Source organism: Pseudomonas sp. LB3P31 (assembly GCF_054897945.1).
In genome coordinates this window covers 5639926-5666205 of sequence record NZ_CM142710.1, presented here as the reverse complement: position 1 = coordinate 5666205, position 26280 = coordinate 5639926, and the positions used below count along the sequence as shown (strand labels likewise).

The 26280-nt window shown below is 62.5% G+C and carries 22 protein-coding genes; 19 read left to right on the top strand and 3 right to left on the bottom strand.

All coding sequences use genetic code 11. From position 1 onward, the window contains the following. The first annotated feature begins 377 nt into the window (after positions 1-377). The 19 genes from ACYZTK_RS25785 to ACYZTK_RS25695 all read left to right on the top strand — a co-directional run bounded on the left by ACYZTK_RS25785 (position 378) and on the right by ACYZTK_RS25695 (position 22270). On the top strand, positions 378-1730 hold the full coding sequence (locus ACYZTK_RS25785) for a UDP-glucose dehydrogenase family protein (protein WP_462012407.1): 1353 nt from the start codon (positions 378-380) through the stop codon (positions 1728-1730). Further along, complete coding sequence (locus ACYZTK_RS25780) at positions 1727-2785, top strand: NAD-dependent epimerase (RefSeq protein ID WP_462012406.1); 1059 nt, start codon at positions 1727-1729, stop codon at positions 2783-2785. The genes ACYZTK_RS25785 and ACYZTK_RS25780 overlap by 4 nt, the downstream gene beginning before the upstream one ends. Beyond that, a complete protein-coding gene (locus ACYZTK_RS25775) occupies positions 2782-3528 on the top strand; it encodes a sugar transferase (protein WP_462012405.1) in 747 nt (248 codons plus the stop codon). The genes ACYZTK_RS25780 and ACYZTK_RS25775 overlap by 4 nt, the downstream gene beginning before the upstream one ends. Then, the gene (locus ACYZTK_RS25770; RefSeq protein ID WP_462012404.1) at positions 3529-4176 is read left to right on the top strand and encodes a CpsD/CapB family tyrosine-protein kinase; all 648 of its coding nucleotides are present in this window, start codon (positions 3529-3531) and stop codon (positions 4174-4176) included. 22 nt (positions 4177-4198) lie between these two features. Next, on the top strand, positions 4199-5224 hold the full coding sequence (locus ACYZTK_RS25765; protein WP_462012403.1) for a polysaccharide biosynthesis/export family protein: 1026 nt from the start codon (positions 4199-4201) through the stop codon (positions 5222-5224). A gap of 16 nt (positions 5225-5240) precedes the next feature. After that, positions 5241-6836, top strand: a complete 1596-nt coding sequence (locus ACYZTK_RS25760; RefSeq protein ID WP_462012402.1) for a GumC family protein — start codon at positions 5241-5243, stop codon at positions 6834-6836. Beyond that, positions 6833-7936, top strand: a complete 1104-nt coding sequence (locus ACYZTK_RS25755; protein ID WP_462012401.1) for a glycosyltransferase family 4 protein — start codon at positions 6833-6835, stop codon at positions 7934-7936. The genes ACYZTK_RS25760 and ACYZTK_RS25755 overlap by 4 nt, the downstream gene beginning before the upstream one ends. After that, a complete protein-coding gene (locus ACYZTK_RS25750) occupies positions 7933-9300 on the top strand; it encodes an O-antigen ligase family protein (RefSeq protein ID WP_462012400.1) in 1368 nt (455 codons plus the stop codon). The genes ACYZTK_RS25755 and ACYZTK_RS25750 overlap by 4 nt, the downstream gene beginning before the upstream one ends. Next, positions 9297-10265 carry a glycosyltransferase gene (locus ACYZTK_RS25745; RefSeq protein ID WP_462012399.1) on the top strand — a complete coding sequence of 323 codons (969 nt, stop codon included), beginning with the start codon at positions 9297-9299 and terminating at the stop codon, positions 10263-10265. Before ACYZTK_RS25750 ends, ACYZTK_RS25745 begins: the two co-directional genes overlap by 4 nt. Further along, positions 10258-11394 (top strand): glycosyltransferase, encoded by a 1137-nt coding sequence (locus ACYZTK_RS25740; RefSeq protein WP_462012398.1) that lies wholly within the window; start codon positions 10258-10260, stop codon positions 11392-11394. The genes ACYZTK_RS25745 and ACYZTK_RS25740 overlap by 8 nt, the downstream gene beginning before the upstream one ends. A gap of 12 nt (positions 11395-11406) precedes the next feature. Further along, entirely contained in the window at positions 11407-12408 is a 1002-nt protein-coding gene (locus ACYZTK_RS25735; RefSeq protein WP_462012397.1) for a polysaccharide deacetylase family protein, read from the top strand. Continuing rightward, positions 12405-13709 carry an oligosaccharide flippase family protein gene (locus ACYZTK_RS25730; RefSeq protein WP_462014974.1) on the top strand — a complete coding sequence of 435 codons (1305 nt, stop codon included), beginning with the start codon at positions 12405-12407 and terminating at the stop codon, positions 13707-13709. Before ACYZTK_RS25735 ends, ACYZTK_RS25730 begins: the two co-directional genes overlap by 4 nt. Beyond that, entirely contained in the window at positions 13706-15631 is a 1926-nt protein-coding gene (locus ACYZTK_RS25725) for a hypothetical protein (protein ID WP_462012396.1), read from the top strand. Before ACYZTK_RS25730 ends, ACYZTK_RS25725 begins: the two co-directional genes overlap by 4 nt. Before the next feature lie 83 nt (positions 15632-15714). Continuing rightward, complete coding sequence (locus ACYZTK_RS25720; RefSeq protein WP_462012395.1) at positions 15715-16401, top strand: N-acetyltransferase; 687 nt, start codon at positions 15715-15717, stop codon at positions 16399-16401. 4 nt (positions 16402-16405) lie between these two features. Further along, positions 16406-17731 (top strand): GNAT family N-acetyltransferase, encoded by a 1326-nt coding sequence (locus ACYZTK_RS25715; RefSeq protein WP_462012394.1) that lies wholly within the window; start codon positions 16406-16408, stop codon positions 17729-17731. Then, on the top strand, positions 17703-18494 hold the full coding sequence (locus ACYZTK_RS25710) for a ChbG/HpnK family deacetylase (protein WP_462012393.1): 792 nt from the start codon (positions 17703-17705) through the stop codon (positions 18492-18494). The genes ACYZTK_RS25715 and ACYZTK_RS25710 overlap by 29 nt, the downstream gene beginning before the upstream one ends. A gap of 115 nt (positions 18495-18609) precedes the next feature. Beyond that, positions 18610-19302 (top strand): N-acetyltransferase, encoded by a 693-nt coding sequence (locus tag ACYZTK_RS25705; protein ID WP_462012392.1) that lies wholly within the window; start codon positions 18610-18612, stop codon positions 19300-19302. Between the two features lie 563 nt (positions 19303-19865). Then, positions 19866-20354, top strand: coding sequence for a PaaI family thioesterase (locus ACYZTK_RS25700; RefSeq protein ID WP_462012391.1), 489 nt, complete (start codon positions 19866-19868; stop codon positions 20352-20354). Between the two features lie 215 nt (positions 20355-20569). Continuing rightward, positions 20570-22270 carry an amidase gene (locus ACYZTK_RS25695; RefSeq protein ID WP_462012390.1) on the top strand — a complete coding sequence of 567 codons (1701 nt, stop codon included), beginning with the start codon at positions 20570-20572 and terminating at the stop codon, positions 22268-22270. 163 nt (positions 22271-22433) lie between these two features. Here ACYZTK_RS25695 and ACYZTK_RS25690 read toward each other — a convergent pair whose 3' ends face one another. From ACYZTK_RS25690 to ACYZTK_RS25680, 3 genes are read right to left on the bottom strand one after another with little or no spacing between them, the layout of a single operon-like run. Continuing rightward, on the bottom strand, positions 22434-23513 hold the full coding sequence (locus ACYZTK_RS25690) for a DUF2955 domain-containing protein (protein ID WP_462012389.1): 1080 nt from the start codon (positions 23511-23513) through the stop codon (positions 22434-22436). Next, positions 23503-24651, bottom strand: a complete 1149-nt coding sequence (locus ACYZTK_RS25685; RefSeq protein WP_462012388.1) for an HlyD family secretion protein — start codon at positions 24649-24651, stop codon at positions 23503-23505. Before ACYZTK_RS25685 ends, ACYZTK_RS25690 begins: the two co-directional genes overlap by 11 nt. After that, positions 24644-26191 carry an efflux transporter outer membrane subunit gene (locus ACYZTK_RS25680; protein WP_462012387.1) on the bottom strand — a complete coding sequence of 516 codons (1548 nt, stop codon included), beginning with the start codon at positions 26189-26191 and terminating at the stop codon, positions 24644-24646. Before ACYZTK_RS25680 ends, ACYZTK_RS25685 begins: the two co-directional genes overlap by 8 nt. Between the last annotated feature and the right edge of the window lie 89 nt (positions 26192-26280).

Here is a 26280-nt window from a genome sequence, read left to right as displayed (position 1 = left end):
CCTGCCAGCGTCTTTTGCCAATAGATTGTCGGCCAATTCTTGGCGCTAGCACATAGCCATCTTTACGCAAGAAATGTCCGACATTTTTACAAAGCGTCAAAAAAACGTTGACTCAAATCTGACACACCAGCAGCACTTTTAACCTCGCCAAAGTCGTCCCACGACCGTCCATCGATTTATTTGAACACCCCGCAAACCCATCAAAACCGGGGCAAACGCAGCTGCGACAAGGTGTTGATGGCATATCGCCCCCAGAACCGGGGGGTGTCTTGACAATGCAACACGTCATTTTGCTGACACGGTTTTCCAAGGCTGGTCTATACCCATTTTGACAGTCTCATTCTGATCCTCTCCACCGTCTTACGAGGCACGCCAAAATGGACGTGAGCGTATTTGGTACGGGCTATGTTGGCCTGATACAAGCAGCGGCACTGGCCGATGTCGGACATCGTGTCCTGTGTGTCGACATTGATCCAAACAAGATCAAGCAACTGCAGCAAGCCGTACCGCCGATCAGTGAACCGGGACTTTCCGGCACGCTGGAAGAGAACATCAAGGCCGGTCGTTTGCTGTTCACCACCCAGGCCAGCGACGCGGTGGAGCACGCCGAGCTGATCTTCATCGCGGTCGGTACCCCCGCCGATGAAGACGGTTCCGCCGACCTCAGCCACGTGCTGAATGTGGCCCGGCAGATTGCCAATCACATGGAGGCCGATCGCACGCTGATCATCAAATCCACCGTGCCGGTCGGTACTGCGGACCAGGTGAGCGCTGCCGCCAACGAAGAACTGCAACGCCGGGGCAAATCCGCACTGAAGGTGCGGGTGGTGTCCAACCCGGAGTTCCTCAAGGAAGGCAGCGCACTGGCCGACTGCATGCGCCCGGACCGGATCATCGTCGGCACCGACGACGACCAGGCCCGCGAGCAATTGAGCGAGCTTTACGCACCCTTTTGCCGCAACCATGAAAAGATCATGTTCATGGACAACCGCAGTGCCGAGCTGACCAAGTACGCCGCCAACGCGATGCTCGCCACCCGCATCAGCTTCATGAACGAACTGGCCAACCTTACCGAACTGCTGGGTGCCGACATCGAGGCGGTGCGCAAAGGCATCGGCTCGGACCCACGCATCGGTTATCACTTTATCTACCCGGGCTGCGGCTTCGGTGGCTCGTGCTTTCCCAAGGACCTGCGCGCCCTGCTGCACACCGCCGAACACAACGGCATGCCATTGCGCCTGCTGCGCAGCGTGACCGACGTTAACGACAGCCAGCGGCACATTCTCTTCGGCAAGCTTAAAGCGCGGTTCCCCGAAGGCCTGAAAGGCAAATCCATCGCGATCTGGGGCCTGGCGTTCAAACCCAACACCGACGACATGCGCGAAGCCCCCAGCCGCTACCTGATGGAAGCGTTGTGGGCTGAAGGCGCCAGCGTGCACGCCTACGACCCGGAAGCCATGTCCGAATGCCGCCGCCTCTACGGCTATCGCAACGAGCTGCACCTGTGTGCCACCCGTGACGACACCCTGGAAGACGCCGACGCCCTGGTGATCTGCACCGAGTGGAAGAACTTTCGCGTGGTCGACTTCGACCACCTGGCCAGCAAGTTGCGTTCACGGGTGATCGTCGACGGGCGCAACCTCTACAACCCCGAGCAGGTCGCAGCCGCCGGCTTGCACTACAGCGGCATCGGCCTGCGCCACATCGTTCCCGAGGCGCTGCGTCCATGAAGATACTTGTGACCGGAGCCGCCGGCTTCATTGGTGCCCACTGTGTGTTGCGCTTGCTGCGCGACGGGCATCAGGTGTGCGGGCTGGATAATTTCAATGACTACTACGACCCGCAACTCAAGCACGATCGAGTGTCGTGGGTGGAGGAACAGGTCGGCAGTTTCCAGCTCGCCAGGGTTGACCTGGCCGATGCCGCGGCCATCGAAGCGCTATTCGCCCGTGAACAGCCACAGGTGGTGATTCACCTCGCCGCCCAGGCCGGAGTGCGCTATTCCCTGGAGAATCCACGGGCCTATCTCGACAGCAACCTGAGTGGTTTCCTGAACATCCTCGAAAGCTGCCGGCGTCATCCGGTCGAGCACCTGATCTACGCCTCGTCCAGTTCGGTGTACGGCGCCAACCAGCACACGCCTTACTCGGTTCGGGACGGGGTCAATCACCCGCTGTCGCTGTACGCCGCGAGCAAGAAAGCCAACGAGCTGATGGCCCACAGTTACAGCCATCTGTTCGGCATCCCGTGCACCGGGCTGCGCTTTTTTACCGTGTACGGGCCGTGGGGCCGCCCGGACATGTCGCCGATCCAGTTCGCCCGGGCGATTGCCGAAGGCCAGCCGTTGAAGCTGTTCAACTACGGCGAGCACCAGCGCGATTTCACCTACATCGACGACATCATCGAGAGCATCGCCCGCCTGATCGAGCAGCCACCGCAGGCCAATCCTGAATGGGACCGGGAAACCCCGGATCCGGCCAGCAGCATGGCGCCGTGGCGCATTTTCAACATTGGCGGGCAGCATCCGGTCGAGCTCAAGGCTTACCTGGCGCTGCTGGAAAAACACCTCGGACAAAAAGCCCAGGTCGAGTTGCTGCCCTTGCAACCCGGCGATGTGCTCAACACCTGTGCCGATGCCAGCGACCTGGCCCAGGCCACCGGTTTTCAGCCGCGTATCGAGCTCGATGAAGGTCTCGGACGTTTCATTGCCTGGTTTCGCGACTATTACCCACTGCCTATCGCCCATGCGCCGTTCGCGGCTGAACTTCAGCGGAGGATCCCATGACTGGACACGAAAAAGGTGTACCCCTCAAGCAGCTGAGGCGGGACAAGCGCCTCGACCCCGAACACCGCATCCGCATGGACGCCGCCATTCATATGCAGGGCCGTGGCTGGGTCACCGGTCGCGACGGCGGTCGACCCTGGACGCTATCGCGCACCAACCGGGTGGTCGCATGCCTTGGCGCGATGCTGATCCTGGTGCTGATTTCGCCGCTGATGCTCGGCCTGGCCTTGATCATCAAGTTCAGCAGTCCGGGGCCGGTGATGTTTGTGCAGAAACGCACCGGCTACCGCGGTCGCACGTTCGGCATGTACAAGTTCCGCACCATGGTCGCCAACGCCGAGGAGCTCAAGGAGTCCCTGCGCCACCTCAACAAGCACGGGGCCGACGCCATCGATTTCAAAATCGACAAGGATCCGCGCATCACCGGTATCGGCGGTTTCCTGCGGCGCAGCAGCCTCGACGAACTGCCCAACCTGTTTAACGTAGTGGCCGGCGACATGCGTCTGGTAGGGCCCAGGCCCACCTCGTTCAATGCCTACCGCTACAAAGACAATCACCTTGCACGACTGAGCATCTACCCCGGCATGACCGGCCTGTGGCAGATCTCCGGGCGCAGCAATATCGACTTCGACCAGCGCGTTGAGTTGGACCTCAGCTACATCGCCGAGCAGAGCCTGCTGCTTGATCTGAAGATCCTGTTGAAAACCCCCTTCAAAGTATTCAGCGGCCACGGAGCGAGTTAAATGGACGGTTCAACTGCAAAAAGCCTGACTATCGCGAACCCGAGCGAGTCCAACCTGACTTCGACTGTGCTCGATCAAGATCTGCGGATCCTCTTTCTGACCGCCGCCAACCCCGGCGCGGGCACTACCACCAGCGCCCTGGTGCTGGCCAGCCAACTGGCGCAAATGAGCAGCGGCCAAGTGTTGCTGGTCGATGCCAGCCAGTCAGCCACCAACCTCACCCAGCAACTTGGGCTGACCAAGGAGCGCGGCTTCCGCGACCTGCTGTTCAACACCCAGAGCCCGCCGCTGTTGCAGGACTGTGTGGTGGACGTCTCCAGCCTGCCCTTTCACGTGCTGCCCAACGGACGCTTTGCCCGGGGCAACGAACACCTGACCGCCGAAACCCTGAGCCCGTTGCTCGACCAGTTGGGCAGTCGTTACCGCTTCGTGGTGATCGATGGCGACGCGGTTTACTCGGCCGCCGACACCCTGGTCATCAGTACCCAGGTGGACGGCGTGATCATGGTCGTGCGCGCCGAAGACACCCGCTGGGAAGTGGCCCAGGCCGCTGTGCAACGGCTGACCCAGGCCGGCGCGAAACTGGTCGGCAGCGTGTTCAATCGACGCAAGTACTACATGCCCAAATGGCTCTATAAAAACCTGTGAGCAACCGCCGAAGGATGACGACATGAACGCCAGAATGCTTGTCCTGCTGTTGCTGCCGCTTGCGGGTTGCTCCAGCACTACCCAGGAAACCCAATCCATGCCGGTGCAGATCCTCACGGCCGCACCGGCCAATGCCCAGGCCACCGACGTGCCCAAGGTCGAACAGACCCTGCGGCCCCAGGACGTCCTGGACGTAATCTTCCACGTCAGTACCAGCGGCTCGGACGCCTATCGCGTGCAATCCGGTGACATGGTCGCGCTGAACTTCACCGCGGCCAGCCAGCTCAATGGCAACCAGCTGGTGCTGCCCGACGGCACCATCGAACTGCCGGGCGCCAACACTTCGGTGAAAATCGAAGGTCTGACCCGCGAACAGGCACGTCTGGAGATCCAGCGTGCGTATGAGCGCAAGCAGTTGTTCCAGCCCAATCGCAATACCCTGTCGCTCAACGTGGTCAGCCCGCTGACCAACGAGCAGAACATCAAGTCGACACTCAACCACCCGGGCACCGGCATGAGCCGCGAGATCATCGTGGGCAACGACGGCTTCGCCAGCTTTCCGGAGATCGGCGCCGTACCGCTGCAAGGCATGACCGTCAACCAGTTGGAAACCTTCCTCAATAAACGCTACGCCAGCCTGCCGGGACGCATAACCGTGGACGTGTTGCTCAAGTCCACCGCCGGCAACGAGATCTACGTACTGGGCGAAGTCGGCCAGCCGGGTTCCTACCCGATTCGCCGTCCGGTGTCGGTGCTCGAAGCCCTGACCATGGCCCGCGGCTCCAACATCAAGGCGCGCCTGGACTCGGTGATGATCATGCGGCGCAACGGCAACCAGGTCACCGCGCATCGTTATGACGTGGAGAAAGCCCTGTCCGGCGACGCCTCGCAGATCGCCTACCTGCAAGCCGACGACATGCTGTACGTGCCCAAGACCAAACTGGCCAGCGCCGGCGAACTCGCAAGGCAGCTGGCGGACGTGGTGCTGTTCCAGGGCGTGGGCATGAGCTTCAGCTACCGCGTCGACAACAAAGGCAGCGACAACTAACTCTCAGGTGACCGCCATGAATCCAAAAGAAAATTACCTGCACGAGTTCTTCAGGATCTTTTTCGCCAACAAGCAGTTGGTGAAACGAGTATTCCTGGTCTTTGCAGTGATCGCCCTGGTCTTGCCACTGATGCTCAAGCAGAGCTTCGATATCACCGCCCAGGTGATCGTGCAGTCCAAGAAACTCTCACAGGGGGATGCCACCGCCTCCCTCAATCAGGAGAACGCCTCCTTCATCCCGCCTTCGCTGGCGGACATGGAAACCGAGAGCAACATCCTGCGATCGCCGGCGTTGATTCGCCAGACCATCAGTCAGTTGCGTGACAAGGGCGAGTACACCCCGCCTGTCAGCATGTTCAACAAGCTGGTGGTGCAGCCGTTCAAGGACTATGTGACCACGCCAATTCGTGAGCACGTGATCAATCCGGTACGCGATGCAATGGGACTCGAAACCGACCCGGTTCGCGACACCGAGCTGGACGCGCTGGCCCTTAAGGCATCGGACGACCTGAAGATCGAAACCCTGCCCGGCTCCAACGTGATCTCGATCACCTACAGCTTCCCCGACCCGGCCCAGGGCACCAAGTTCGTTGCAGCCCTGCTGCAGAACTACCTGGCCAGCCGTCAGGAAATGCAGTCAATCGACCTGCCGCAAAGCTTCTACGAAACCAAGAAACTGCAATACCAGGTGCGGCTTGACGGGCTTGAAGGCAACCGACTGGCCTTGCTTGAAGGCGTCGCTTCGGCGGATCCCCGGGAGGAAATTACTTTCCGCCTGAACGCTATCAACACCGAGGAGCAGGCGCTCAACCTCTATCAGGATCGCCTGCTGCAGAGCAAACGCTGGCTTGACTATCTCAAGTCCAACCTGGCCGTCGCCAAGGACGCCAAACTCCTTAGCGACTTCACCTTCCCCTACACCTTCACCACCACTATCGAAAACGTGGCTTTCGAGGACCGCGAGGTCAAGCAACTCGGTGAACTGCTGACCACCCAGATCAGCCGCTACATGAGTGACCTTTCGGTGTTCCAGCCAAGCAGCGAACCGATGCTGCTGCAGCGTGAACAGATCACCCGGACCCGCGGGCAGTTCCTCAAAGTAGTGAACAACCGGATCCAGGAGCGGACCGCCGACCTGGCAGTCGTCAGCTCGGTGATCGAGCAGAAAACCGCGCGCATTGACGAGTTCAAGAACCGCATCCATCAGTTGCAGCAAACCCAGAGCAAGCTGCGCCAGATGGACACCGAGATCGAAGCGTTGCACACCGCGTTCTCCACTTACGCCCAGCGTTTTGCCGAAAGCAGCACCGCCCGCTCGCTGGACAACGACCTGTCCAACGCACGGATTCTCAGCCCTCCATACGAGCCTAGCGAAGCGGCCTTTCCCAAACCGATGCTGATCATTCCATTTGGCCTGCTCACCGGTTTGCTGCTGGCGATCGCGTTTGTCTACGTGCGTGAGTTCTTCGATCACCGCTTCAAGCATCCAGCGCAAATCAGCCACGAACTGGGCTTGCCGGTACTGCTGGTGATCAACGATCAGAACGTCGACCCGGTCAACCCGTACAAAAACTGGACCGTGCCGCGCTTCGCGCATTGGGTGCGCAATTGAACGCGCCGCTCAGCCAGACTACGCCTGCAAGCACCCTGCCGATCATTCATTTGCTCAGCAGCGGTGGCTTCTACGGGGCTGAGCGGATGTTGCTCGATCACTGCCTGGCAACGCCCGGGCAGCACCAGGTGCTGTTTCTGGATGCGCCGCCGGAACTGATCGCGCGGTTTCGCCAAGCCGGAGTCGACTGCCGTGGCTGTGCGGGGCTGGGGGCCCTGCTGAGTCATCTGCGGCAGCGCCGGGCGCAGCGGCCACTGATCAACACGCATAACTTCAAGGGCCTGTTGTTCGGCTGGGTCGGCGCAACGTTGTTGCGCCTGCCCCTGGTGATTACCCAGCACGGGTTCACCCCGCGCAGTCGCAAGCAGAAGTTCTACACCTGGCTCAGCCTGCAACTATGCCGCACGGCTTCGGTAAATCGCGTGGTTTGCGTCGCCGAAAGCATTGCCGTGCTGCACCGCCAGGCCAGCGTCGGGGCGCAGAAGCTGCAGGTGATTCCCAACGGTTTGCCGGCTGCCACCGGGCTGTTGTCTCCCAGTACCGACCGGCAGCGTTTTCTCGCCGGTTACGTCGGGCGGCTGAGCAGTGAAAAAGGCCCGGACCTGTTTCTCGATGCGCTGATTGGGCTGTGTCATCAGCACCCGCGACTGGATGCCGTGATGTTGGGCGACGGCCCGGAACGCGAGCAACTGCAGGCACGTATCGATGCAGCGGGTTTGCAGGAGCGCATCCGCTTGCCGGGTTATCAGACCGACATGGGCCAGTGGTGGCGACAGCTCGATGCGCTGGTGATCAGCTCGCGCACCGAGGGCACGCCGATGATTCTGCTGGAGGCGATGCAGGCCGGGGTGCCAGTGGTGGCGTTTGCTGTCGGCGGGATTCCCGATGTGCTGCAGGATAGATACAACGGCTTGCTGGCGACGCCTGCCGACAGCCCTGCCCTCGCCCGGCAGATCGACACCTTGCTGGCCGAACCAGCCCTGACGGGCGAACTGATCGACAACGCAAGACGTACGCAACTGGATCGCTATGACCTCAAGGCCCTGGCCGAACGCTGGTCGCAGCTTTATATCCGTACTGCACGGGAGGCACGCGCGTGACTTTTCCGCTCTCGATCGTCATTTTGCTCGCCCTGGTCTGCCTTGGTTTGCTGGCCAGCCCTTTTCCTTTCCTGGCGCCGGGGGTGGTGGTCGGCCTGGCCGGCGTCGCGTTGCTGTACCGCAAGCCGAGTTGGGGCCTGCTGGGCATCGCCGCCATCCTGCCGTTCGAGGGCCTGTTCAAGGACAACGCGTTTCCCGGTTCGAAAATGCTCGGTGCCTCGCTGGTGGTGATCCTGATGTTGCAACTGGCAATTCACCAGCTGCCCTCCGATCGCTTGCGCAGCAATATCTGGCGCTTTCTGATCGGCTTCATGGCCCTGTACCTGCTCAGCCTGCTGAACTCCGACAACATGGGCATGTCACTCGGGCACCTGCGGGAAATGAGCGTCGGCCTGGTGCTGTTCGTCATTACCTTGCTGATCGGCCGCGAACTGAACCTGAACATGTTCGCCAAGCTGGTGACCCTCAGCGTTGTGGTGACCTGTGCCATGACGATGTTTTCCACCAAGTACCAGGACGCCGGCCGGGCTGCCGGCCTGCTGAAAGACCCGAACAACTTCGCCCTGATGATCGCCTTCGCGGTGCCCCTGGCGCTGTTTCTGGTGATGCGTAGCCCCAACCTGCTGCATCGGCTGTTCTGGGGTGGCTGCACGATCCTGCTGCTGGGCGGCATGACCAAGACCGAATCGCGTTCGGGCCTGGTGGTAATGTTTCTCAGCCTGCTGATCGGCGCCTGGCACTACCGCGCGCTGCTGCCACGCATTCGTCCGCGGCACCTGGGGTTTGCCATGCTTGGCCTGGCGATCGTGATTCCCTTGGGGCTTTATGCGATGCCGGAAGGCTACATCAAGCGCATCCAGTCGTTGAGCATTCTGAGCTCGGGGGCCAAGAGCCAGGACCCCTCCCTGGGCCGACGCGCTTCCTACATCGTGGTCGGCAGCGAGATGATCGCCGCCAACCCGTTGATCGGCACCGGTCCCGGCACCTTCCCGCTGCACTTTGCCAACACCGGCTACGCCAAGGCGTTCTCCATCACCGGCAAGCCCGAGGAGCTGTACCGTCGCGCGCACAACACCTACCTGGAAATCTTCAGCGAACTGGGGATTCCGGCCGGCCTGATGTTTGTCGGCATGCTCGGCCTGGCCATGTACAACCTGACGCGGGCACGCCGCGCCTGGATGCAGCGCGGCGATGCCGAACAGGCCGATATGCTGACCCACTTGAGCATGAGCTTCATGTCGTTGGCGTTGTTCCTGATGTTCCTCAGCGCGCCGAACCACAAGTACCTGTGGATCATGCTCGCGCTGACCAGCGTGCTGCGCCTCAAGGCTGAAGAAGGCGCTGCGCTGGAGGCCCGCACATGAACAGCATCAGCATCGTCATCCCGATGTTCAACGAGGCGCGGCACATTGCCCGCACGCTGCTCGCGGCGCAAAAAGCCGCGCATGCCGCCGATCTGCAGTGCGAATTGATTGTGGTCGACAACGGCTCGACTGATCAGGGCCCGCAGATTGCCCGGCAGTTCGGCGCCCAGGTGCTGGTGATGCCAGGGCTGTTGATCGGTGCCCTGCGCAATCGTGGCGCCGCTATCGCCAGCGGTACCTGGCTGGCCTTTATCGATGCCGATATCGAGATGCCCGAGGACTGGCTGAGCCGCCTGATCGAACTCGAAGACAGCGGCCTGGCCGACGTGTTTGGGCTGGACCTGCACACACCCGCCGAAGCCCCGTGGTACGCGACCGCCTGGCAGCGCCGCATGTTGCGCCCCAGCGCCCATACCGTGCAGAAGGTGGACTGGCTGCCCAGCGCCAACCTGTTGATGCGTCGCAGCTGGTTCGACAAGGTCGGCGGCTTCGACGAAAACCTGCGCACCGGCGAAGACAAGGAATTCACCCTGCGCCTGGGCAAACACGGCGCGCGCCTGCTCACCGCCAGCGAAAGCGTGGCCCTGCACTGGGGTTACGAAGGCAGCTGGCGCGAATGGATGGGCAAGGAAATGTGGCGCCAGGGCAGTCACCTGCAATTGCTGCGCACCCATGGCCTGAGCCTGCGGCTGCTGCGCTTTCCGTTGCTGTCGATCATCGCGTGGCTGGTGGATCTGGTGGCCGTGTCAGCGCTGTTCAACGGTTTCCCCTATCTCGCTTTGCTGATGGTGTTCTTGACGCTGTTGCCGGCGCTGGTTTTGAGCCTGCGCCAGAGCGCCAGGCATCGCAACATCGGCCTGACCCTGCAACTCTGGGGCCTGCATTGGGTGCGTCTGCACCTGGCCGGCGCCGCGTTCATTCTCAGCCTGTGTCATTGGAATGCCAGGAGGCCCGCCCGTGGCTGAATTCATTTTCTGGATGTGCTTGTTGTTGCCGGTCTACGCCTACCTGGGTTATCCGGTGCTGTTGACGTTGCTCGCGCCACTGTATCCGGCGCGCCGTCCGGGGCCGCCGCCACCGATGAACGTGAGTATCGTGATTGCCGCGCACAACGAGGCGCGGCACATCGAGGAAAAACTGCGCACGCTGCTGGCCCAGGATTACCAGCCGTTGTCGCTGCAAATCATCCTCGCCAGCGACGGCTCCACCGATGACACCGTGGCCTGTGCACACAAGGTGGTCGACCCGCGCATCAGCGTCCTCGACCTACCCCGTGGGGGCAAGGCGGCAACGTTGAACGCCGGCGTGGCCCTGAGCACCGGCGGCATTCTGGTGTTTACCGACGCCGACAACCAGTGGTCCACCGATACCCTCGGCCACCTGCTCGCGCCACTGGCGGACCCGGCGGTCGGCGCCTGTGCCGGGCACATGGTGATCCCGGTAACCGGCAAAGGCCTGAGCATCGGCGACAGTCTGTATCGGCATTACGAAGGCTGGCTGCGCCGGGTGGAAAATCGCACCGGCTGCATGGTGTCCGCCGACGGTGCGCTGCTGGCATTGCGGCGTGAGCTGTTCCAGACCGTGCCGGCAGAGGTCAACGATGACTTCTTTATCAGCACCTGCGCACCGGTGGCGTTCAAGCGCATCGTCTATGTGCCCAAGGCCCAGGTGATCGACCAGGGTGTCGACGAGGCGGACAAACAATTTCGCCGGCGCCAGCGCGTCACCGTCGGCGGCCTGCAGAGTCTGGCCCAGCGCCGCGAACTGCTCAATCCGTTGAAGCACGGGCTGTATGCGATTGCGCTGATCAGCCACAAGTTGATCCGCCGCCTGGCACCCATCCTCTTGCTGCCGTTGTTGCTGAGCAATTTCTGGCTGTGGCAGGAGCATGCTTTCTACCGGGTGTTCCTGGTCGCGCAATTGCTCGGGTATGCCATCGCCATCGCTGGCCTGCTGGACTCGCAGCACCGCCTGCCGAAACCTTTTCGCCTCGCCGCCTTCCTCCTGGTGACCCTTGCCGGGTTGAGTATCGGGCTGTGGCAGTTCCTGCGCGGGCATCGTTATGCGCAGTGGAACCCTGAACAAAATCGTTGAGAGGACAGCGCCATGGGGATCAAGCAATTGTTCAAACAGACCAGCGGCTGGCTGTACCTCAACTCGTCAGTGGGGCGCAATCAGCTGCACGGCGCGGGGGTGATCCTGATGCTGCATCGGGTGCTGTCCAACGACCGTGCGGCCGATCTGCCCCATCGCAATGAACTGTGCATCGGCCCCAAGGCGTTTGACCATTTGCTCGGCTGGCTGACCCGGCACTTCGACTGCGTACCGCTGATGGACATCCTGCAACCGACACAAAGGCCCTCGCAGCGCCCAAAGGTGACCCTGACGTTCGACGACGGCTGGCGCGACAACGCCGTGCACGCCTATCCGCTGTTGCTCAAGCACCAGGTGCCGGCGAGCATTTTTCTCTCCAGCGATTTCATTGGCAGCCGCCAGCGGTTCTGGTGGGAAAGCGTCGGCGAAACCCTGTGGGGCAGCCATGGCGAGGAACCGCGCAAGCACCTGATCGAATGCCTGCAACACGCCGGCCGGTCACTGCCGGTGCTGCTCGATGACGTCGACGTGCAGCGCCGCAGCCTGGCGCTGCTGCGCTATCTGCAAAGCCTGAAAACCTTGCCACCGCGCGAGCTCAGCCGCCTGACCGATGAGTGCCCGGCAGAATCCTTGCCCCAGGCGCTGGACTGGCAGCAGGTGCGCGCGCTGGAGAATTCCGGCCTGGTGCGATTCGGCCCGCACGGTGCCAGTCATGCGATTCTCACGGGCCTCGATGATCGCACCCTGACGGAAGAAATCCGTCGCAGCCGCGACGCGCTGCAGAACGGTTGCAACCGACCGTTGCCGGTGTACTGCTACCCCAATGGCGACAACGATGCGCGGGTCCGCCAGCAGGTCGCCGACCATGACTTCCCGTTCGCCCTGGGCACTGCCACCGGGATCTATCGCGGCGACGGCGAACCGCTGGCGCTGCCAAGGTTTGGCGTCAGCCAACGGGTGGCGCGCAATCCGCAGCTGCTGTCATGGCGCATCTACCGCGGGGCTCGCGCATGAGTCGCGGGGTCTACCTCAAGCACTTGGCGTTGAGCATGGGCACCAAGCTGGCAATGATCGCCATGCGCCTGTTGCGCAACGTATTGCTGGCGCGAATTCTCGGACCGAGCGAACGCGGGCTGTTCGCGCTGCTCAGTACCCTGCCCGACCTGATCAGCGCCGCCACCAGTGGCGGGCTCAATTCCGCCGTGGGTTTCCAGGCGGCGCAACATCGACCCATGGGCCTGTTGCTGAGCCAGGTGCTGGTGTTCGGCTGCCTGCTTGCCGGATTGCTCACGCTGGTGGTGGTCACGCTGACCCGTGAATTCGGCAGCGAACTGGACATCACCGTGCAGCTGGGAATGTTCGCCTGGTTGCTGTTGCTGGCGGTGCCGCTGACCGTGCTCAAAAGTGGTTTGCTGACACTGCACAACGCGTCGGGCGGCGTGGTGGCGTTCAACGTCCTGCGCCTGATCGAGTCACTGGTGCCGCTGCTGTTGTTTCTCGCGCTGTTCTGGATGTGGAAAAGCGCCGCGCTGGAAGCCGCGTTGATCAGCTGGCTGGCCGGTATCAGTCTGGTGGTGCTGGCCGGCTGGGTCTGGCTCAAGCGCGCACAACCACTGACCCTGCAGTGGGACCGCGCCAGCCAGAACGAACTGTTGCGCTACAGCGCTCGCAGTCATCCCGACCTGCTGTTCCAGCAGGTGATCCTGCGCTCCGACTATCTGTTCATTGGCGCCCTGCTGGGCACCACCGCCCTGGGGCATTACGCGATGGCCAGTGCGGCAGCCGAGTTGCTGCTGATCGTTCCGGAGGCCGTGACCACGCCGTTGATGAAGCGCCTGCTGCAGCAGGAAAAAGGCATCGAGAAACTCACGCCCCTGGCCTTGCGCCTGACGGCCACTGTAATGATTGGTGCGTGTCTGGTGATGGCGCTGATCGGCGAATGGCTGATCGTCACCTTGTTCGGCGCGGCCTATCAACCGGCCTACCCGGCCCTGCTGGCGTTGCTGCCGGGGCTGCTGGGCCTGTGTTATGCGAGCATCCTGCGCCTGGACCTGCTGGGCAAGAATCGCCCCGGCACGATCTCGTTGCTGATGGGACTTAGCGCCCTGCTCAACCTGGCGTTGAACCTGGTGCTGATCCCCGCCTATGGCATCGTCGGTGCGGCCGCCGCTTCTTCGATCGCGTACCTGGCGGTGACGGTGGCGCTGCTGGTGCTGTACTGCCGATTGAGCCAGGTATCAATCTGGCAAACCCTGATCATCCTGCCCAGCGACTTCGCGCCCATGCTGCAGATGCTGCAACGGAAGTCGGCATGAAGCGCCTGTTGTTGCTGGTCAGTCTGAGCCTGGGTTGGAGCCTTGGCGCCGAAGCGGCGGCCATGCGCTGGGCGGAGATTCGCGACGGCAGCCTGTATCTGCAACCGGACCGGGCCGATACGGTGACCGTGAGCTGGGCGCCGGCGTGGCAGGCAAAAGCCAACGAAGAACAGCTGTACCTGGTCGATGGCCAAGGCAAACTGGCGGCCGAACGCAAGATTGCGGCGAATGAAACCAGTGGCAGTCAAAGCTGGCCGCTGGCGCCGAGCGCCGCCAGTTATCGCCTGGAAATTCCGGGCTACAGCTTCCGTCGTTACACGATCGAGCACGACGAACGCACGGTCGCGCTGTTTGCTCCGGCCAAGGTGCATTTCAGCGCCGAACCCCGGGATGATTCTGAGTTGTATTTCAAGGTCGCGGCGGGCGAACACGCAGTACTGGGCGGCAAGTACCACGGCGGCGTCGGCGCCTTTCAAGCGCAACGGCTGAGTGACGGCAAACGGGTCTCCCTGGCGCTCAAGCCCTACCCGGACTATTGGCAGTTCGACAAAGTTGAATTACCGATGGCCGCCACCGACCAGGTCTGGCGCCTGAACTTGCGCGGCAGCGGCAAAGTAGCGTTCTGGCTCGATGGCACCGCCAATCTGTTTGCGCAGAACCCGCAGCAACTCAAACCCCTGCGCGAAGACGTCGGCGAGACCCGCCTGACCCTGCACCCGGGAGTGATCGGCAAGACTCCGAATCTGGCCGTCGCCATGCCGTACGTGTTGCCTCCACCATCGAGTTTTGCCGCGCTCGACGCGCTCAAGGTCAAGGCAGGCACCTATTACAGCCTGGTCGACATCATGGCGACCCGGCCGCATTACGAAGACAAGTTCCGCCAGCTTTACCAGGACCGCTTTGGTATCACCCAGGACATTACCCTGCTAGCGGGCAGGCAGCGCGTGGCCGACCTGCGCGTCGATAGCACCAGTACCGCCGGGCTCGACGCCTGGCTGGCGGCCACTCGCGCCCTCGGCGGCAAAGGCACGCACTACATCGGATTCGCCGACGAGCCGAATCTCAACTACCGCGACTTCGCGAGCTATCAAACACTCTTCAACACCATGGCCCGCCAGGTGCGCAGCGACCCGGCCAATGCCAAGGCCGGCGTGCGCATTGCCATTCCGGCGAGCTCGCGGTTCGTCAACGGGCCGTTCATTGAAAACGCTGGAGACAAGCGCGGCATCGACTGGGCCCGACGTCTGCTTGCCGAATCCGGCGACAGCATCGATGCCCTGGCCTGGCACGAATGGATGATCCGCGACCTGCTGGCCACCCGGGTCTATCGCGACAGCGTGCGTCGCGCCGCCGAACTGGTCGGGCTGGATGCCCAGGGTCGCCCACGCAAGGCGTTGTTGCTGGACCAGACCAACATGTCCAGCGGCGGCAGCCTGAGTCCCTACGACCAGGAAACCCACTACGCTTCGCTCTGGTGGGCTTCAGTGGCGATCAACGCGTCCCAGGATGGCTTGCTCGACATGCTCGGCTGGTTCCAGGCCGCCGATGAAGAGGGGCATCCCAAGGGCATGCTGCGGGTGCTCGACGGCGATCGCTTCGAGCTCAAACCGGTGGGGTTTGCCCAGCAGTTCATCCAGCAGCACTGGCTGCAGGACGTGATGCGTCTGGAAAACGACGCCTTCGAAGTTGATGTGCTGGCCATGTCCAGCGACCTGCAGCGCAGCCTGTTCGGCGTGAACAAGGGCGCGCGCCTGCAGCGTGTCAGCCTGGCCGGCGCGGCCTGCCCGCTGAACAAAGGCTCATTGCGTTACTTCGGCGCGGACAACCGCAGCCGCGATGCACCGTTCACATGCCAGGACGGCCGCATCAGTTTCGAGCTGCCAGGGGAAACCCTGTTCGCCCTGAGCTGGAGGGCCTCATGAACGCCATCGCGGGTCGTCGCGCCGACGCCATGTCGCGCCTTGCATTACTCCACTCACGGTCAACACCGTCAGGAGTCAGAACCATGAATATTTTTCAGAAACTGATCAACAACCTCAAGCACAAAGGCCTGCGCGCCACCTTCAACAAAGTGGGGAAGCACTATGTGTTTTTTCACGAGGAGCTGCTGTGGATGGAGCGTGACCTGGTCAGCCCGGTCCCGCCGCACAAACTGCGACCTTACAAGCCGCTGCGCCTGGAAACCATCACCGCGCAGAATGCCGTGGCCTTCAGCAAACACTTCGGCGATCGCGTGGGCACCATGGCCGAACTGGCCAACGAGGGCCACACCGGGCACATGTACCTGGACGAAGGCGGCCATGCGGTGGCCTTCATCTGGGGCAGCAAAGTCGACTACCTCGATCGCCACTATTACGGCTGCCTGTTTGCGGTGAAACCCGGCGAGTTCTTCGAATTCGGCGGCGAGCAGATCCGTGCCTTCTGGGGCACCCTGCTATCGGTCGACTTCCAGCTGAACCTGTGGAAAGCCATGGCGGAGCAAGGCTGCAACAAGGTGGTGGACGTCTGCGAGTCGCACAATATCCCGGCGCTGAAACTGCATATCCGCATGGGCTACCGGGAGCAAGGACGGATCATGAATGTGTACAGCCTGTTTGGCCGGCGTTTCTATCGGGAAACCCATTACAGCGGCTCGCGCCTGGATGTCTTGCGCAAGCCGACCCGTGAACCTGTTACAGCATCGGTGACCTGATCCTATGGCGGCACGATTTGAATGGCGTACTTCCCTGTGTGCACCCGACTTCCCGGCAGCGGCTTATGAAGCGCTGCGCCTGCGGGTGGCGGACCACACTCCGTTCAACACACTGGCCTGGATGTGCGCCTCGGAACAGGCGTTGACCGCCGGCTCCGCGGTGCACGTGCTGCTTGCCTGGCAAGGCGATGAATTGCAGTTGTGCCTGCCGTTGGTGGCGTCCGTCGAGCGCTTCGGCGGGCTGCCCTTCAAAGTGCTCCATCATCTGGGTTACCCCCTGGCCGACCGTCTGGCGCTGCTCGCCTGCCTGGACGCCGAGGATGTGCGCAAGGCCCTGGTGGAAGTGCGCCGCAAGCTGCCGCATGCCTTGCTGCAATTGAACGAGCTGGGCGAAGCGGCCGATGCACAAAGTGCTGCCCTGACGCAATGGATGGCCCACAGCTCCACCGGTGAACGGCGCCTGAGCTGCCGGGCGCCGGTGCACCTGATCAGCGAGGCCGATCACCAGGAAGTCTCCGGCGACCCGCGCTACAAACTGCGCCGTGCGCGCAAACGCATCGCTGCCTGTGGCGCCGAGGTGCGGCGGATCATCCCGGATGCCGCGACCATGGGTCCATTGTTGCAGGCCATCAGCGAAGTCGAGGCGGTGAGCTGGAAAGGTGATGAAGGCGTGGGGATTTTTGCCGATGAACGCCACCGCCGATGGATGGACCGCGCCTTTACCGCCCTCGCCGCCCAGGGACTGGTGCGGGTGGTGGTGCTGGAACTGGAGGGGCGTTGCATCAGCTATCGCCTGGGTTTGCTCGAACAGGGGCGGTTGTACGATTACAACCTGGCCTTCCTGCCGCAATACGCCGACCTGGGCAGCGGTCGGGTGTTGCTTGAAGAGTGGATTCGCTGGGGCCTGGAAGACAATTGGCGCTGGATCGATGCCTCGCGCGTCAGCCTGGAAAACTCCAGCCATCAGCTGCACGAACGCATGACCGGGCAGGTGGAGCACTGGCGCTGGAGTTTCTACTCCTGGCGTCCCAGTGGTGTTGCCCTGGGGCTGGCCCTGCGGGTATGGCAGGCGCTCAAGCCGAGGTTGCAGGAATGGAAAGCGCGACGTGCGGCCAAGGCTGCAAAACCGGCGGTGGCGGAGCCGGTAGTGGTTGCTGTGGCTGCTGCTGCTGCTGCTGCTGCTGCCAAGGCTGCCGCTTCTGCTCCATTTGAGCCTTCTGCGCCTAATGCGCCTTCTGCCAAACCAGCTAAACCGGCCAAGCCGGCCAAGGTCAAGAACACCGTCACCCTGGAGGGCGAACATGCCGCGCCAAGTCATAGTCAACGCTGATGATTTCGGGCTCAGCCCGAACGAAAACGCCGTAATCCTCGGTGCGTTCCAGGCGGGCGTGATCAGCTCTGCCACCGCCATGGCCAACATGCCCGCCTTCGAAGCCGCGTGCGTGATGGCCCAGCATCCGCTGCTGACCGGGCGCATCGGCCTGCACTTCAATCTCACTTACGGCCAGCCGTTGAGCCTGGGCATTCTTGCGCGCCCGAACTTCTGCGATAACGCCGGGGTGTTCGACCTCAACCTGCCCCGCCACCGCCTGTGGCTCGGCCGCCAGGATCGCGCGGCGGTGCTGGAGGAACTCGAAGCGCAATGGCAGCGCTGCCTGGACAACGGCGTGCGGCCCAGCCATCTGGATTCCCATCAGCACGTGCACAACATCTGGCCGATCGGCGAGATCGTCGCGCGCTTTGCGGCCCGTCAGGGCGTACCGGTGCGCCTGGCACGCAACCTGGGGCAAAACCTCAGCCTGCCCAAGCGCCTGTTCAAGAATTTGCTTAACGCTCGCCTGCAGCAACTGGCCGGCGCCACCGCCGATTATGTGTGCACCCCAGTCGACCTGCGCAACGAGGCAATGCCGACCGACGGCGTGCTGGAAATCGTCGCCCATCCGAACCAGATCGGTGCGGATTTCGGCGATGCCTACCTGCACCCCGGCGAGTCCCTGACCCAGGTGCTAGAGCGGCGGCTGCAAGGTGTACCGCGGGTTTCCTACGCTGCCGTGAGCGCGGTTTTGGCAGGCGGCGCGACGGCAATGGAATGAGATACACAAGTTGCAACATATTCAAAGCTGGCGCTTTGACATTATTTGTAAGGGTTGATCTATACCCAAATTGAACGTCATCCACTTGATCCTGGCTCCGGCTAAAGAGGGCTTTATGAACGTCATTGACAAGCTTCGCGCACGCATTAAACAGAAGGGTCTGGGCCGCACGTTCAAGACACTGTGGGAACGTTATGTGTTTTTTCATTGGGAGCTGTTGTGGATGGAGCGCGACCTGGTCACACCGGTAGCCCCGCACAAGCTTCGGCCCTATTCCGGTTTGCGGCTGGTGGCGATCACGCCGGAAAACGCCAAGGCGTTCACCAAGCATTTTGGTGATCGCGTCGAGACCATGGCCGAGCTCGCGGCTGAAGGTCATACCGGGCAGATGTATCTGGATGCCGACGACCACGCCGTGGCTTTTATTTGGGGCAGCAAGCGCGATTATCACGATCGGCACTATTACGGCTGCTGGTTTCCAGTCAAGCCTGGAGAGTTTTTCGAGTTCGGCGGTGAGATGATCCGCGCCTATTTCGGGACCAGCCTGTCGGTAGATGCGCAGATCGCCATTTGGGGGGCGATGGCGGCCCAGGGCTGTGACAAGGTGGTGGACGTGTGTGAGACGCACAATATTCCAGCGTTGAAATTGCACATTCGCATGGGCTACCACGAGCAAGGCCGCGTGACTCACGTCTACGGATTGTTTGGCCGCTGGCGGTTTTTCCGCGAGACGCAGTACACCGGGTCGCGCCTGGATCCGCTGCGTAAACCGGGGCGCCCAGTGGTTGCGGATGCGGCCCGGGCTTGACTGGGTTGGCCGATTATCTTGGGGGCTATTGGCTGTGACTTGCGGGTTGTAGGCTAAGGGCTGTGATTTGCGGGCTGTCACCTGTGATTTGAGGGCTAAGGGTTAAAGCTGTGAATTGGGAGTTGTGACCTGTGGGAGCAAAGCTTGCTCGCGACGGCGGCTTTTCAGGTGTACATATCCATTTTTGCGGTGAAGGCTACTATTGGTTCCGCCCTGACGGCGGGTCACTTTGAAAAAGCGCAAAGTAACCAAACGCTCTTGCCCCACCACTCGGCACCTCGCCCAGGCTCGGTGTGCCCTCACTCCGGCATTGCTCCGCGGGCCGCTGCGACGGGCCATCCATCGCCCAACGCAGCTAAACCGGCATCCATGCCGGTTTACCCGCTACGCAATACCTGCGCTCGGCCAGCGTGGTCAACGGGGCGCCCGCAATCAAAAGCCAGGCCGTGGCGGCCTCCGGGCCGACCAAGGCATCAAGCCGGCGCGCTGCGCTTGGTTGATCGTGCACATCCTCTGGTTTCTCCCCCTGTAGGAGCTGCCGAGTGAAACGAGGCTGCGATCTTTTGATTTTGTTGCAAGACAGCGCCGCGCCAGAAGGCGTCTGCTACGGCTGTGGCGGCAAAAATCCCCATGGTCTGCACATCAAGAGCTTCTGGCATGAAGACGGCATTCACGTCATGGCCGAGCACCTGCCCGATGCCCGCTACAGCGGCTGGCCGGATCTGGTGTATGGCGGGCTGATCGCCATGCTGGTCGACTGTCATTCCAACTGGACGGCCATGGCCTATCACTATCGCGCTGAAAACCGCGACGCCAGCAGCCTGCCGCGCATCGACTGCGTGACCGGCAACCTGGGTATCAAATTCATCAAGCCGACCCCGATGGGTGTGCCGCTAAGCTTGCGCGCGCGAGTTGAAGGCGACGTTGGGCGCAAGACCCGGGTGATCTGCGAGGTGTATGCCGATGGAGTGCTGACGGCAGTGGGCGATTCGGTGTTTGTGCGGGTCGATACCGGGCAACTGGCGGCAGCGGCGCATGGCCGCGAGGGTTGATCGCGCGATACCTGCACGTGCGGGTCAGGGCTTTTTTTGATTGGGCTCAGGTGCAAAACGAGCGCTCGGCCGATAAGCTTCGATCCTGTCGCGCAACGCAGTGCAATGAGAAGTTATATGAACAGCCAAATTCAGAAGTGTGATGCCCTCAAGTCCAGGACTTCGCGCGCTGGTCTGCTCCAGCGCATCATCCAGCCAATGTCAGGGGTAGCCGCATGATCGAAGTCACTGAAGTTTCCATTGCCCAACTGCGGGCAGCGCTCGAGTCGGGCCAGACCACTGCTGTGGAGCTGGTCCAGGCGTATCTCGCCAGGGTCGATGCCTATGACGGTCGGGACACGCCTACCGCGCTCAATGCAGTGGTGGTGCGTAACCCTGAAGCCCTCGCTGAAGCGCAGGCATCTGACGAGCGTCGGGCCAAGGGCCAGGTGCTCGGCCCGCTCGATGGCATTCCCTATACGGCCAAGGACAGTTATCTGGTCAAGGGGCTGACGGCCGCTTCCGGCAGCCCGGCCTTTGTCGACCTGGTGGCTTACCGTGATGCGTTCACCATCGAACGCCTGCGCGGCGCCGGGGCGATCTGCCTGGGCAAAACCAATATGCCGCCGATGGCCAATGGCGGCATGCAGCGTGGGGTCTATGGCCGGGCGGAGAGTCCGTACAACGCCGACTATCTGACTGCGCCCTTCGCCTCGGGTTCGTCGAATGGCGCGGGTACTGCGACTGCCGCCAGTTTCGCCGCATTCGGCCTGGCGGAAGAAACCTGGTCGAGTGGTCGGGGCCCGGCATCGAATAACGGCTTGTGCGCCTACACGCCCTCGCGTGGGGTGATTTCGGTGCGCGGTAACTGGCCGCTGACGCCGACCATGGACGTGGTCGTGCCGTTCGCCAGGACCATGGCCGATCTGCTTGAGGTACTCGACGTGGTGGTCGCGGAAGATCCCGACACCCGCGGCGATCTGTGGCGCCTGCAGCCCTGGGTGCCGATTCCGAGTGTCGCTTCGGTTCGTCCGGCGAGTTATCCAGCATTGGCTGCGAACGCAGAAGCGCTGGCTGGCAAACGCCTGGGTGTGCCGCGCATGTATATCAATGCCGACCCCGAGGCCGGCACAGCGGAAGCGCCGGGCATCGGTGGGCCGACCGGGCAGCGGATCATCACTCGCGATTCGGTGATCGGGCTGTGGCAGCAGGCGCGCCAGGCACTGGAAGCTGCGGGCGCTGAAGTGATCGAGGTGGATTTCCCGCTGGTTTCCAATTGCGAGGGGGATCGTCCTGGTGCGCCGACGGTGTTCACCCGTGGGCTGGTGTCGAAGGAGTTTCTGCACCATGAACTCTGGGACCTGACGGCCTGGGCGTTCGATGATTTCCTGCAGGCCAACGGCGATCCTAAACTGAACCGACTGGTCGACGTCGACGGCGCGCTGATTTTCCCGCACGACCCGGGCACCCTGCCCAACCGCGAGGGTGACCTGGTGGCGGGCATGGACGAGTACGTGCGCATGGCCGAGCGCGGCATTACGCCGTGGGACCAGATCAGCACGGTGCCTGACGGCCTGCGCGGGCTGGAGCAGACACGGCGCATCGATCTGGAAGACTGGATGGATCGCCTGGGGCTGGATGCGGTGCTGTTTCCGACAGTCGCCGATGTGGCACCGGCGAACGCTGATTTTGATCCGCGCTCTGCGGATATCGCCTGGAGCAATGGCGTGTGGGTGGCTAACGGCAACCTTGCCATCCGCCACTTGGGCGTGCCGACGGTCACCGTTCCGATGGGTGTGATGCCGGACATCGGCATGCCGGTCGGGCTGACATTTGCTGGGCGAGCGTATGATGATTCGGCGTTGCTGCGCCTGGCTTCGGCGTTTGAATCCACAGGTTCTAAGCGCCTGATCCCGCCGCGTACGCCTGTTCTGTAGGAGTGAGCCTGCTCGCGATTGCGGCAGGCCAGCCAACATCGATGTCGGCTGGTAGATCGCGATCGCGAGCAGGCTCACTCCTACAGGGGATTGGGACAACATGAGAGTGACGGGTTCGGCGCCGGCGATCAAAAGATCGCAGCCTCGTTTCACTCGACAGCTCCTACAGGGGGTTGGGGTTGGGGTTGGGGTTGGGCTTGGGCTTGGGCTTGGGGTTGGGGTTGGCGGCGATAGATGTTGCGCGGCGCGGCTCCAGCAGGTTGACCATCAGGCATGCATACAGCGTGACTGCGATGAACAATCCCATGCGGATGGCAAACGCCGTGTAGACGTCCTTGCCCGCGGCGCTGTCCTGCACTGACTGGCCCAACAGGATGATCATGGTGATCAGGCTGTTGAGCCAGAAGCCCGGACTCAGGCGGGTCGGGGTCAGGCGGTAGAGTTTGCGCGCCAGCAGCAGGCCGAACAGCAGTGTCCACAGGAAGAACATCCACAGGTGCACAAACAGGCTCAGCGCACACCAGAACAGGATGGCCAGCAGGCCACCCAATAAGGTGGAGCCGACCAGTTCACGACCGGCGCTGCGCGCGCTGGTGGTTGAGCTCTGCTGGCCGAGGCCGACCGCCTTGAGGATGATCGGCAGATAACTCGCCGGGTCGATCAATGCCAGCAGGAACGCAGGCATGACGATCAGCGTGGCTCGTAGCGCCACTCGTGCAGTCTCCTCCGGTGGCAAGCCCGGGACGCTCGGCGCGGGTGGCGCATCCGCGGGTTCGGGAAACAGCCAATGGCTGCACGCCACCGCGAGTACTGCCAGCAGCAACCCCTTGACCAGCGCCCCGATCACCATCGCCGCCAGACCGAAGTCAGCCACCCCGGCCGATGAAATCATCGTCAGGCCGATCACCAGGAACGTGACGATCAGGTTATTGCCACCACGCAAGCCGAAGCGGAACACCAGGAACAGACTGAGGCCAATCAACAGCACGCCGCTGACGGGGTAATAACGCAGGACCGGAATCAACAGCAGCCCGCTGCCGGTGGTCAGCAAAGCAGCCAGGGCCAACACCAGCGCCGCTTTGAACGGCAGCGGCCGATTCAGTGTCGCCAGCAGCAACACCGCCAGCACGGGTGCCACGAAAGGGATCGGCAAACCCAGGCCAAAACTTGCCGCCAGGCACAGCGCGGTGCCCGAGGCCAGGCGCAATGCGCGCCGCGCCCGGATCGTCGACTCAGTAGACATACGACAGCCAGCTCATGAACCCCAGGAACACGCGGCCGAGCGGGTTCAGCAGATTGCCTTCACGGGGAAATGCCATGACCTCAGCCTGCCCACCGGCCCGAATCCCGCGACTGTCGCGCAGCTGCTGCTTGGCTTCGGCAGAGAACTCGATGATCACCGGAAAGCGTTGCGCCGGACGCAACCAGTCGCGGCTGTTTTGCACACTGGGCAAGGTCCCGGGTGCCGGCGCCTGACCGACGCTGACCCCGTAACCCACGCTGCGCACGCGCCCCTCCAACACTTCGCCGGGCAGTGCATCCAGGACGATGGCCACCGGCGTATCGAGCTGGACCAGGCCCAGATTGTTCTCGGTCATATCGGCACTGACCCACACATCGTGAATCGCGATCAGGGTCATCACCGGCCCTCCGGCTGCGGCAAACTGTCCGGCGTCAGTGCGCAGGTCCGTGATCAATCCGGGGGATCGGGCGCGCACCTGGGTGTTGGCCAGGTCCAGTTCGGCTTTCGATAAAGCGGTGGCAGCACTACGTAGCGTTGCGTTCTCCGCCTCGCTACCGCCCTCCTGTTCCCGGGCGCGCTGCACTTCGGCGCGGGCGGCGGCGACCTGGCTGAGGGCCTGCTCGCGATTGGCCCGGGAGACTTCCAGCAGGCGCACGGAGATGGTCCCCGGATCGTCCCGGTACAAGCCTTCCAGGCGCTGATTGTCCTGACGCGCCTTGAGTTCGTTGGCCTGGGCCGCGCGCAGATTGGCCTGGGCGGCGGCAATCCCGGCGGTGCCAGCGCCGATCTGTCGACGAGTCGACTCCAGGTCGGCCCGCGCCCGATCAACCGCAATCTGGTAAGGCTGCGGATCGACCTCGAACAGCACATCGCCCGCCTTCACGTCCTGGTTGTTGCGCACATTGACCCGAGTCACCCGCCCCGCCACCTCCGCCGCAACCGGAATCACAAAGGCGCCCACCCGCGCCTGCTGGGTATAGGGCGTGAACCGATCCGCCAGCAGGTACCAGACCAGGCTCAGGACAATCAACAGCAGCACCCACTTGATGCCTTTGCGGCTGGGATCAGCCGCGGGTGCAGGCGCGGTCTCTAGCGGCTCGGTTGAGGTCGAGGTCGAGGTCGGGACGGTATCAGTCATGGGTCTTTACCTCGTTAGCCACGGGGGGTACAGCACCGGCCTCGTCCAGCAGATCGCCCCAGTCGGTGCGCTTTTCCATCAGCTGGCGCGTGGCGGGATCGACGATCGGTTGGGCGCTGTACCAGCCACCGCCCAAGGCCTTGTACAGCGCAATAACATTGCTCACGGCATTGCTGCGCGCCACCAGGTAATTGTCCTGTTGCTCCAGCAGCGCCCGTTGCGCGTCCAGCACCCGCTGAAAGTCCGAATAACCTTCACGATACTGCGCGCTGGCCAGCACCAGCGAGCGCTTGGCGGCCACCTCCGCCTCACCCAGGATCCGCTCGCGCTCGAGGGATCTGATCAGCCCGCCAGCGGCATCATCGGCTTCCCGTGCCGCCTGGCGAACCTTGTCGCGATAGGCTTCGATCAGCTGCTGCAACCGTGCATCCTGCACCCGCACGTTGTTGCTGATCTGGCCATGGTCGAACAGATTCCAGCGCAGGCTCGGCCCTCCGATCAGGTCCAGGCTGCGCGGGGTGCCATCCAGCGAGTCAGCCGACCAGACGATGCTCCCGAGCAAGGTCAGCGAGGGGTAGAAATCGCTCTCGGCCACGCCGATCAGCGCTGACTGCGCTGCGACATTCAGTTCGGCGGCGCGCACGTCGGGGCGTCGCAGCAGCAGGTAGGCTGGCACATCCTGCAGCACCGCACGGTCCACCAGCGGGATCAACCCATGGCTCTCGGCCAACTGCGGCATGCCGCCGGGAGGTTGACCGACCAGCACGCCCAAGGCATTGCGGGTGCGCTGCAACTGGTCTTCCAGATTGGGGATAGTGCTGAGGGTGCCCAAGTACTGGGTGCGGGCCTGCTGCAAGTCCAGTTCGGCACTCTGGCCGCTTTTGAACAGCTTCTCGGTGATCTCGAAATTGCGCTGCTGCTGCCGGGCGTTTTCCCTGGCTACCCGCAGGCGCGCCTCGGTAGTGCGCAACGAAAAATAGGTGTCCGCCACTTGCGCGCGCAACAGCACCAGCACGTCCTCATAGTTGGCCTGCGCGGCGAAATAGCTGGCGTCGGACGACTCGATGGCTCGGCTGAAGCGCCCCCAGAAGTCCAACTCCCAGCCCACGTCGAAGCCCACACTGTGCTGCCAGAAGTGGCTGTCCTGCGGATTGCTGCCGCCGGATTGGCGGCGGTTGAAGTAGAGGCTGTCGGCACTGGCTTGCTGCAGCTGCGGATAACGCCCGCTTTCAGCAATCCCCAGTCGCGCCCTGGCTTCCATCACCCGCAGCCCGGCGATTTTAAGATCCGAATTGTATGCGTCAGCATCAGCTATCAGTTGATCGAGCAGCGGATCGTTGAAGACGTGCCACCACTGCCGGATGTCCGGATTCAGCTCGCGATGGCTGGCCTGCTCAATGGATGGGCTGCTCCACTGCTTGCTCCACGCCTCGCCCGGCGCCTGGAAATCCGGTCCCAGGCGCACGCAACCGCTTAAGCCGAGTACAACCAGAATCAGCAGCTGGGGCGAGCGTTTGAGCAGGACAACACTGATAAGCATGGATGACTTCCACTGCGACGGTCAGTCAAGCATAGCCACAGAAATCCGAAGCCAACGGCCACTTCAGCGATCCTGCTGCTACGCTTTTT

What these genes read in the sequence shown, in the direction of transcription:
- ACYZTK_RS25785 (WP_462012407.1), top strand. Translation starts at nt 378, where the DNA reads ATGGACGTGAGCGTATTTGGTACGGGCTATGTTGGCCTGATACAAGCA.
- ACYZTK_RS25710 (WP_462012393.1), top strand. Translation starts at nt 17,703, where the DNA reads ATGCCGCGCCAAGTCATAGTCAACGCTGATGATTTCGGGCTCAGCCCG.
- ACYZTK_RS25685 (WP_462012388.1), bottom strand. Translation starts at nt 24,651, where the DNA reads ATGACTGATACCGTCCCGACCTCGACCTCGACCTCAACCGAGCCGCTA.
- ACYZTK_RS25680 (WP_462012387.1), bottom strand. Translation starts at nt 26,191, where the DNA reads ATGCTTATCAGTGTTGTCCTGCTCAAACGCTCGCCCCAGCTGCTGATT.
- ACYZTK_RS25780 (WP_462012406.1), top strand. Translation starts at nt 1,727, where the DNA reads ATGAAGATACTTGTGACCGGAGCCGCCGGCTTCATTGGTGCCCACTGT.
- ACYZTK_RS25775 (WP_462012405.1), top strand. Translation starts at nt 2,782, where the DNA reads ATGACTGGACACGAAAAAGGTGTACCCCTCAAGCAGCTGAGGCGGGAC.
- ACYZTK_RS25705 (WP_462012392.1), top strand. Translation starts at nt 18,610, where the DNA reads ATGAACGTCATTGACAAGCTTCGCGCACGCATTAAACAGAAGGGTCTG.
- ACYZTK_RS25695 (WP_462012390.1), top strand. Translation starts at nt 20,570, where the DNA reads ATGATCGAAGTCACTGAAGTTTCCATTGCCCAACTGCGGGCAGCGCTC.
- ACYZTK_RS25715 (WP_462012394.1), top strand. Translation starts at nt 16,406, where the DNA reads ATGGCGGCACGATTTGAATGGCGTACTTCCCTGTGTGCACCCGACTTC.
- ACYZTK_RS25760 (WP_462012402.1), top strand. Translation starts at nt 5,241, where the DNA reads ATGAATCCAAAAGAAAATTACCTGCACGAGTTCTTCAGGATCTTTTTC.
- ACYZTK_RS25765 (WP_462012403.1), top strand. Translation starts at nt 4,199, where the DNA reads ATGAACGCCAGAATGCTTGTCCTGCTGTTGCTGCCGCTTGCGGGTTGC.
- ACYZTK_RS25690 (WP_462012389.1), bottom strand. Translation starts at nt 23,513, where the DNA reads ATGTCTACTGAGTCGACGATCCGGGCGCGGCGCGCATTGCGCCTGGCC.
- ACYZTK_RS25720 (WP_462012395.1), top strand. Translation starts at nt 15,715, where the DNA reads ATGAATATTTTTCAGAAACTGATCAACAACCTCAAGCACAAAGGCCTG.
- ACYZTK_RS25770 (WP_462012404.1), top strand. Translation starts at nt 3,529, where the DNA reads ATGGACGGTTCAACTGCAAAAAGCCTGACTATCGCGAACCCGAGCGAG.
- ACYZTK_RS25745 (WP_462012399.1), top strand. Translation starts at nt 9,297, where the DNA reads ATGAACAGCATCAGCATCGTCATCCCGATGTTCAACGAGGCGCGGCAC.
- ACYZTK_RS25735 (WP_462012397.1), top strand. Translation starts at nt 11,407, where the DNA reads ATGGGGATCAAGCAATTGTTCAAACAGACCAGCGGCTGGCTGTACCTC.
- ACYZTK_RS25725 (WP_462012396.1), top strand. Translation starts at nt 13,706, where the DNA reads ATGAAGCGCCTGTTGTTGCTGGTCAGTCTGAGCCTGGGTTGGAGCCTT.
- ACYZTK_RS25730 (WP_462014974.1), top strand. Translation starts at nt 12,405, where the DNA reads ATGAGTCGCGGGGTCTACCTCAAGCACTTGGCGTTGAGCATGGGCACC.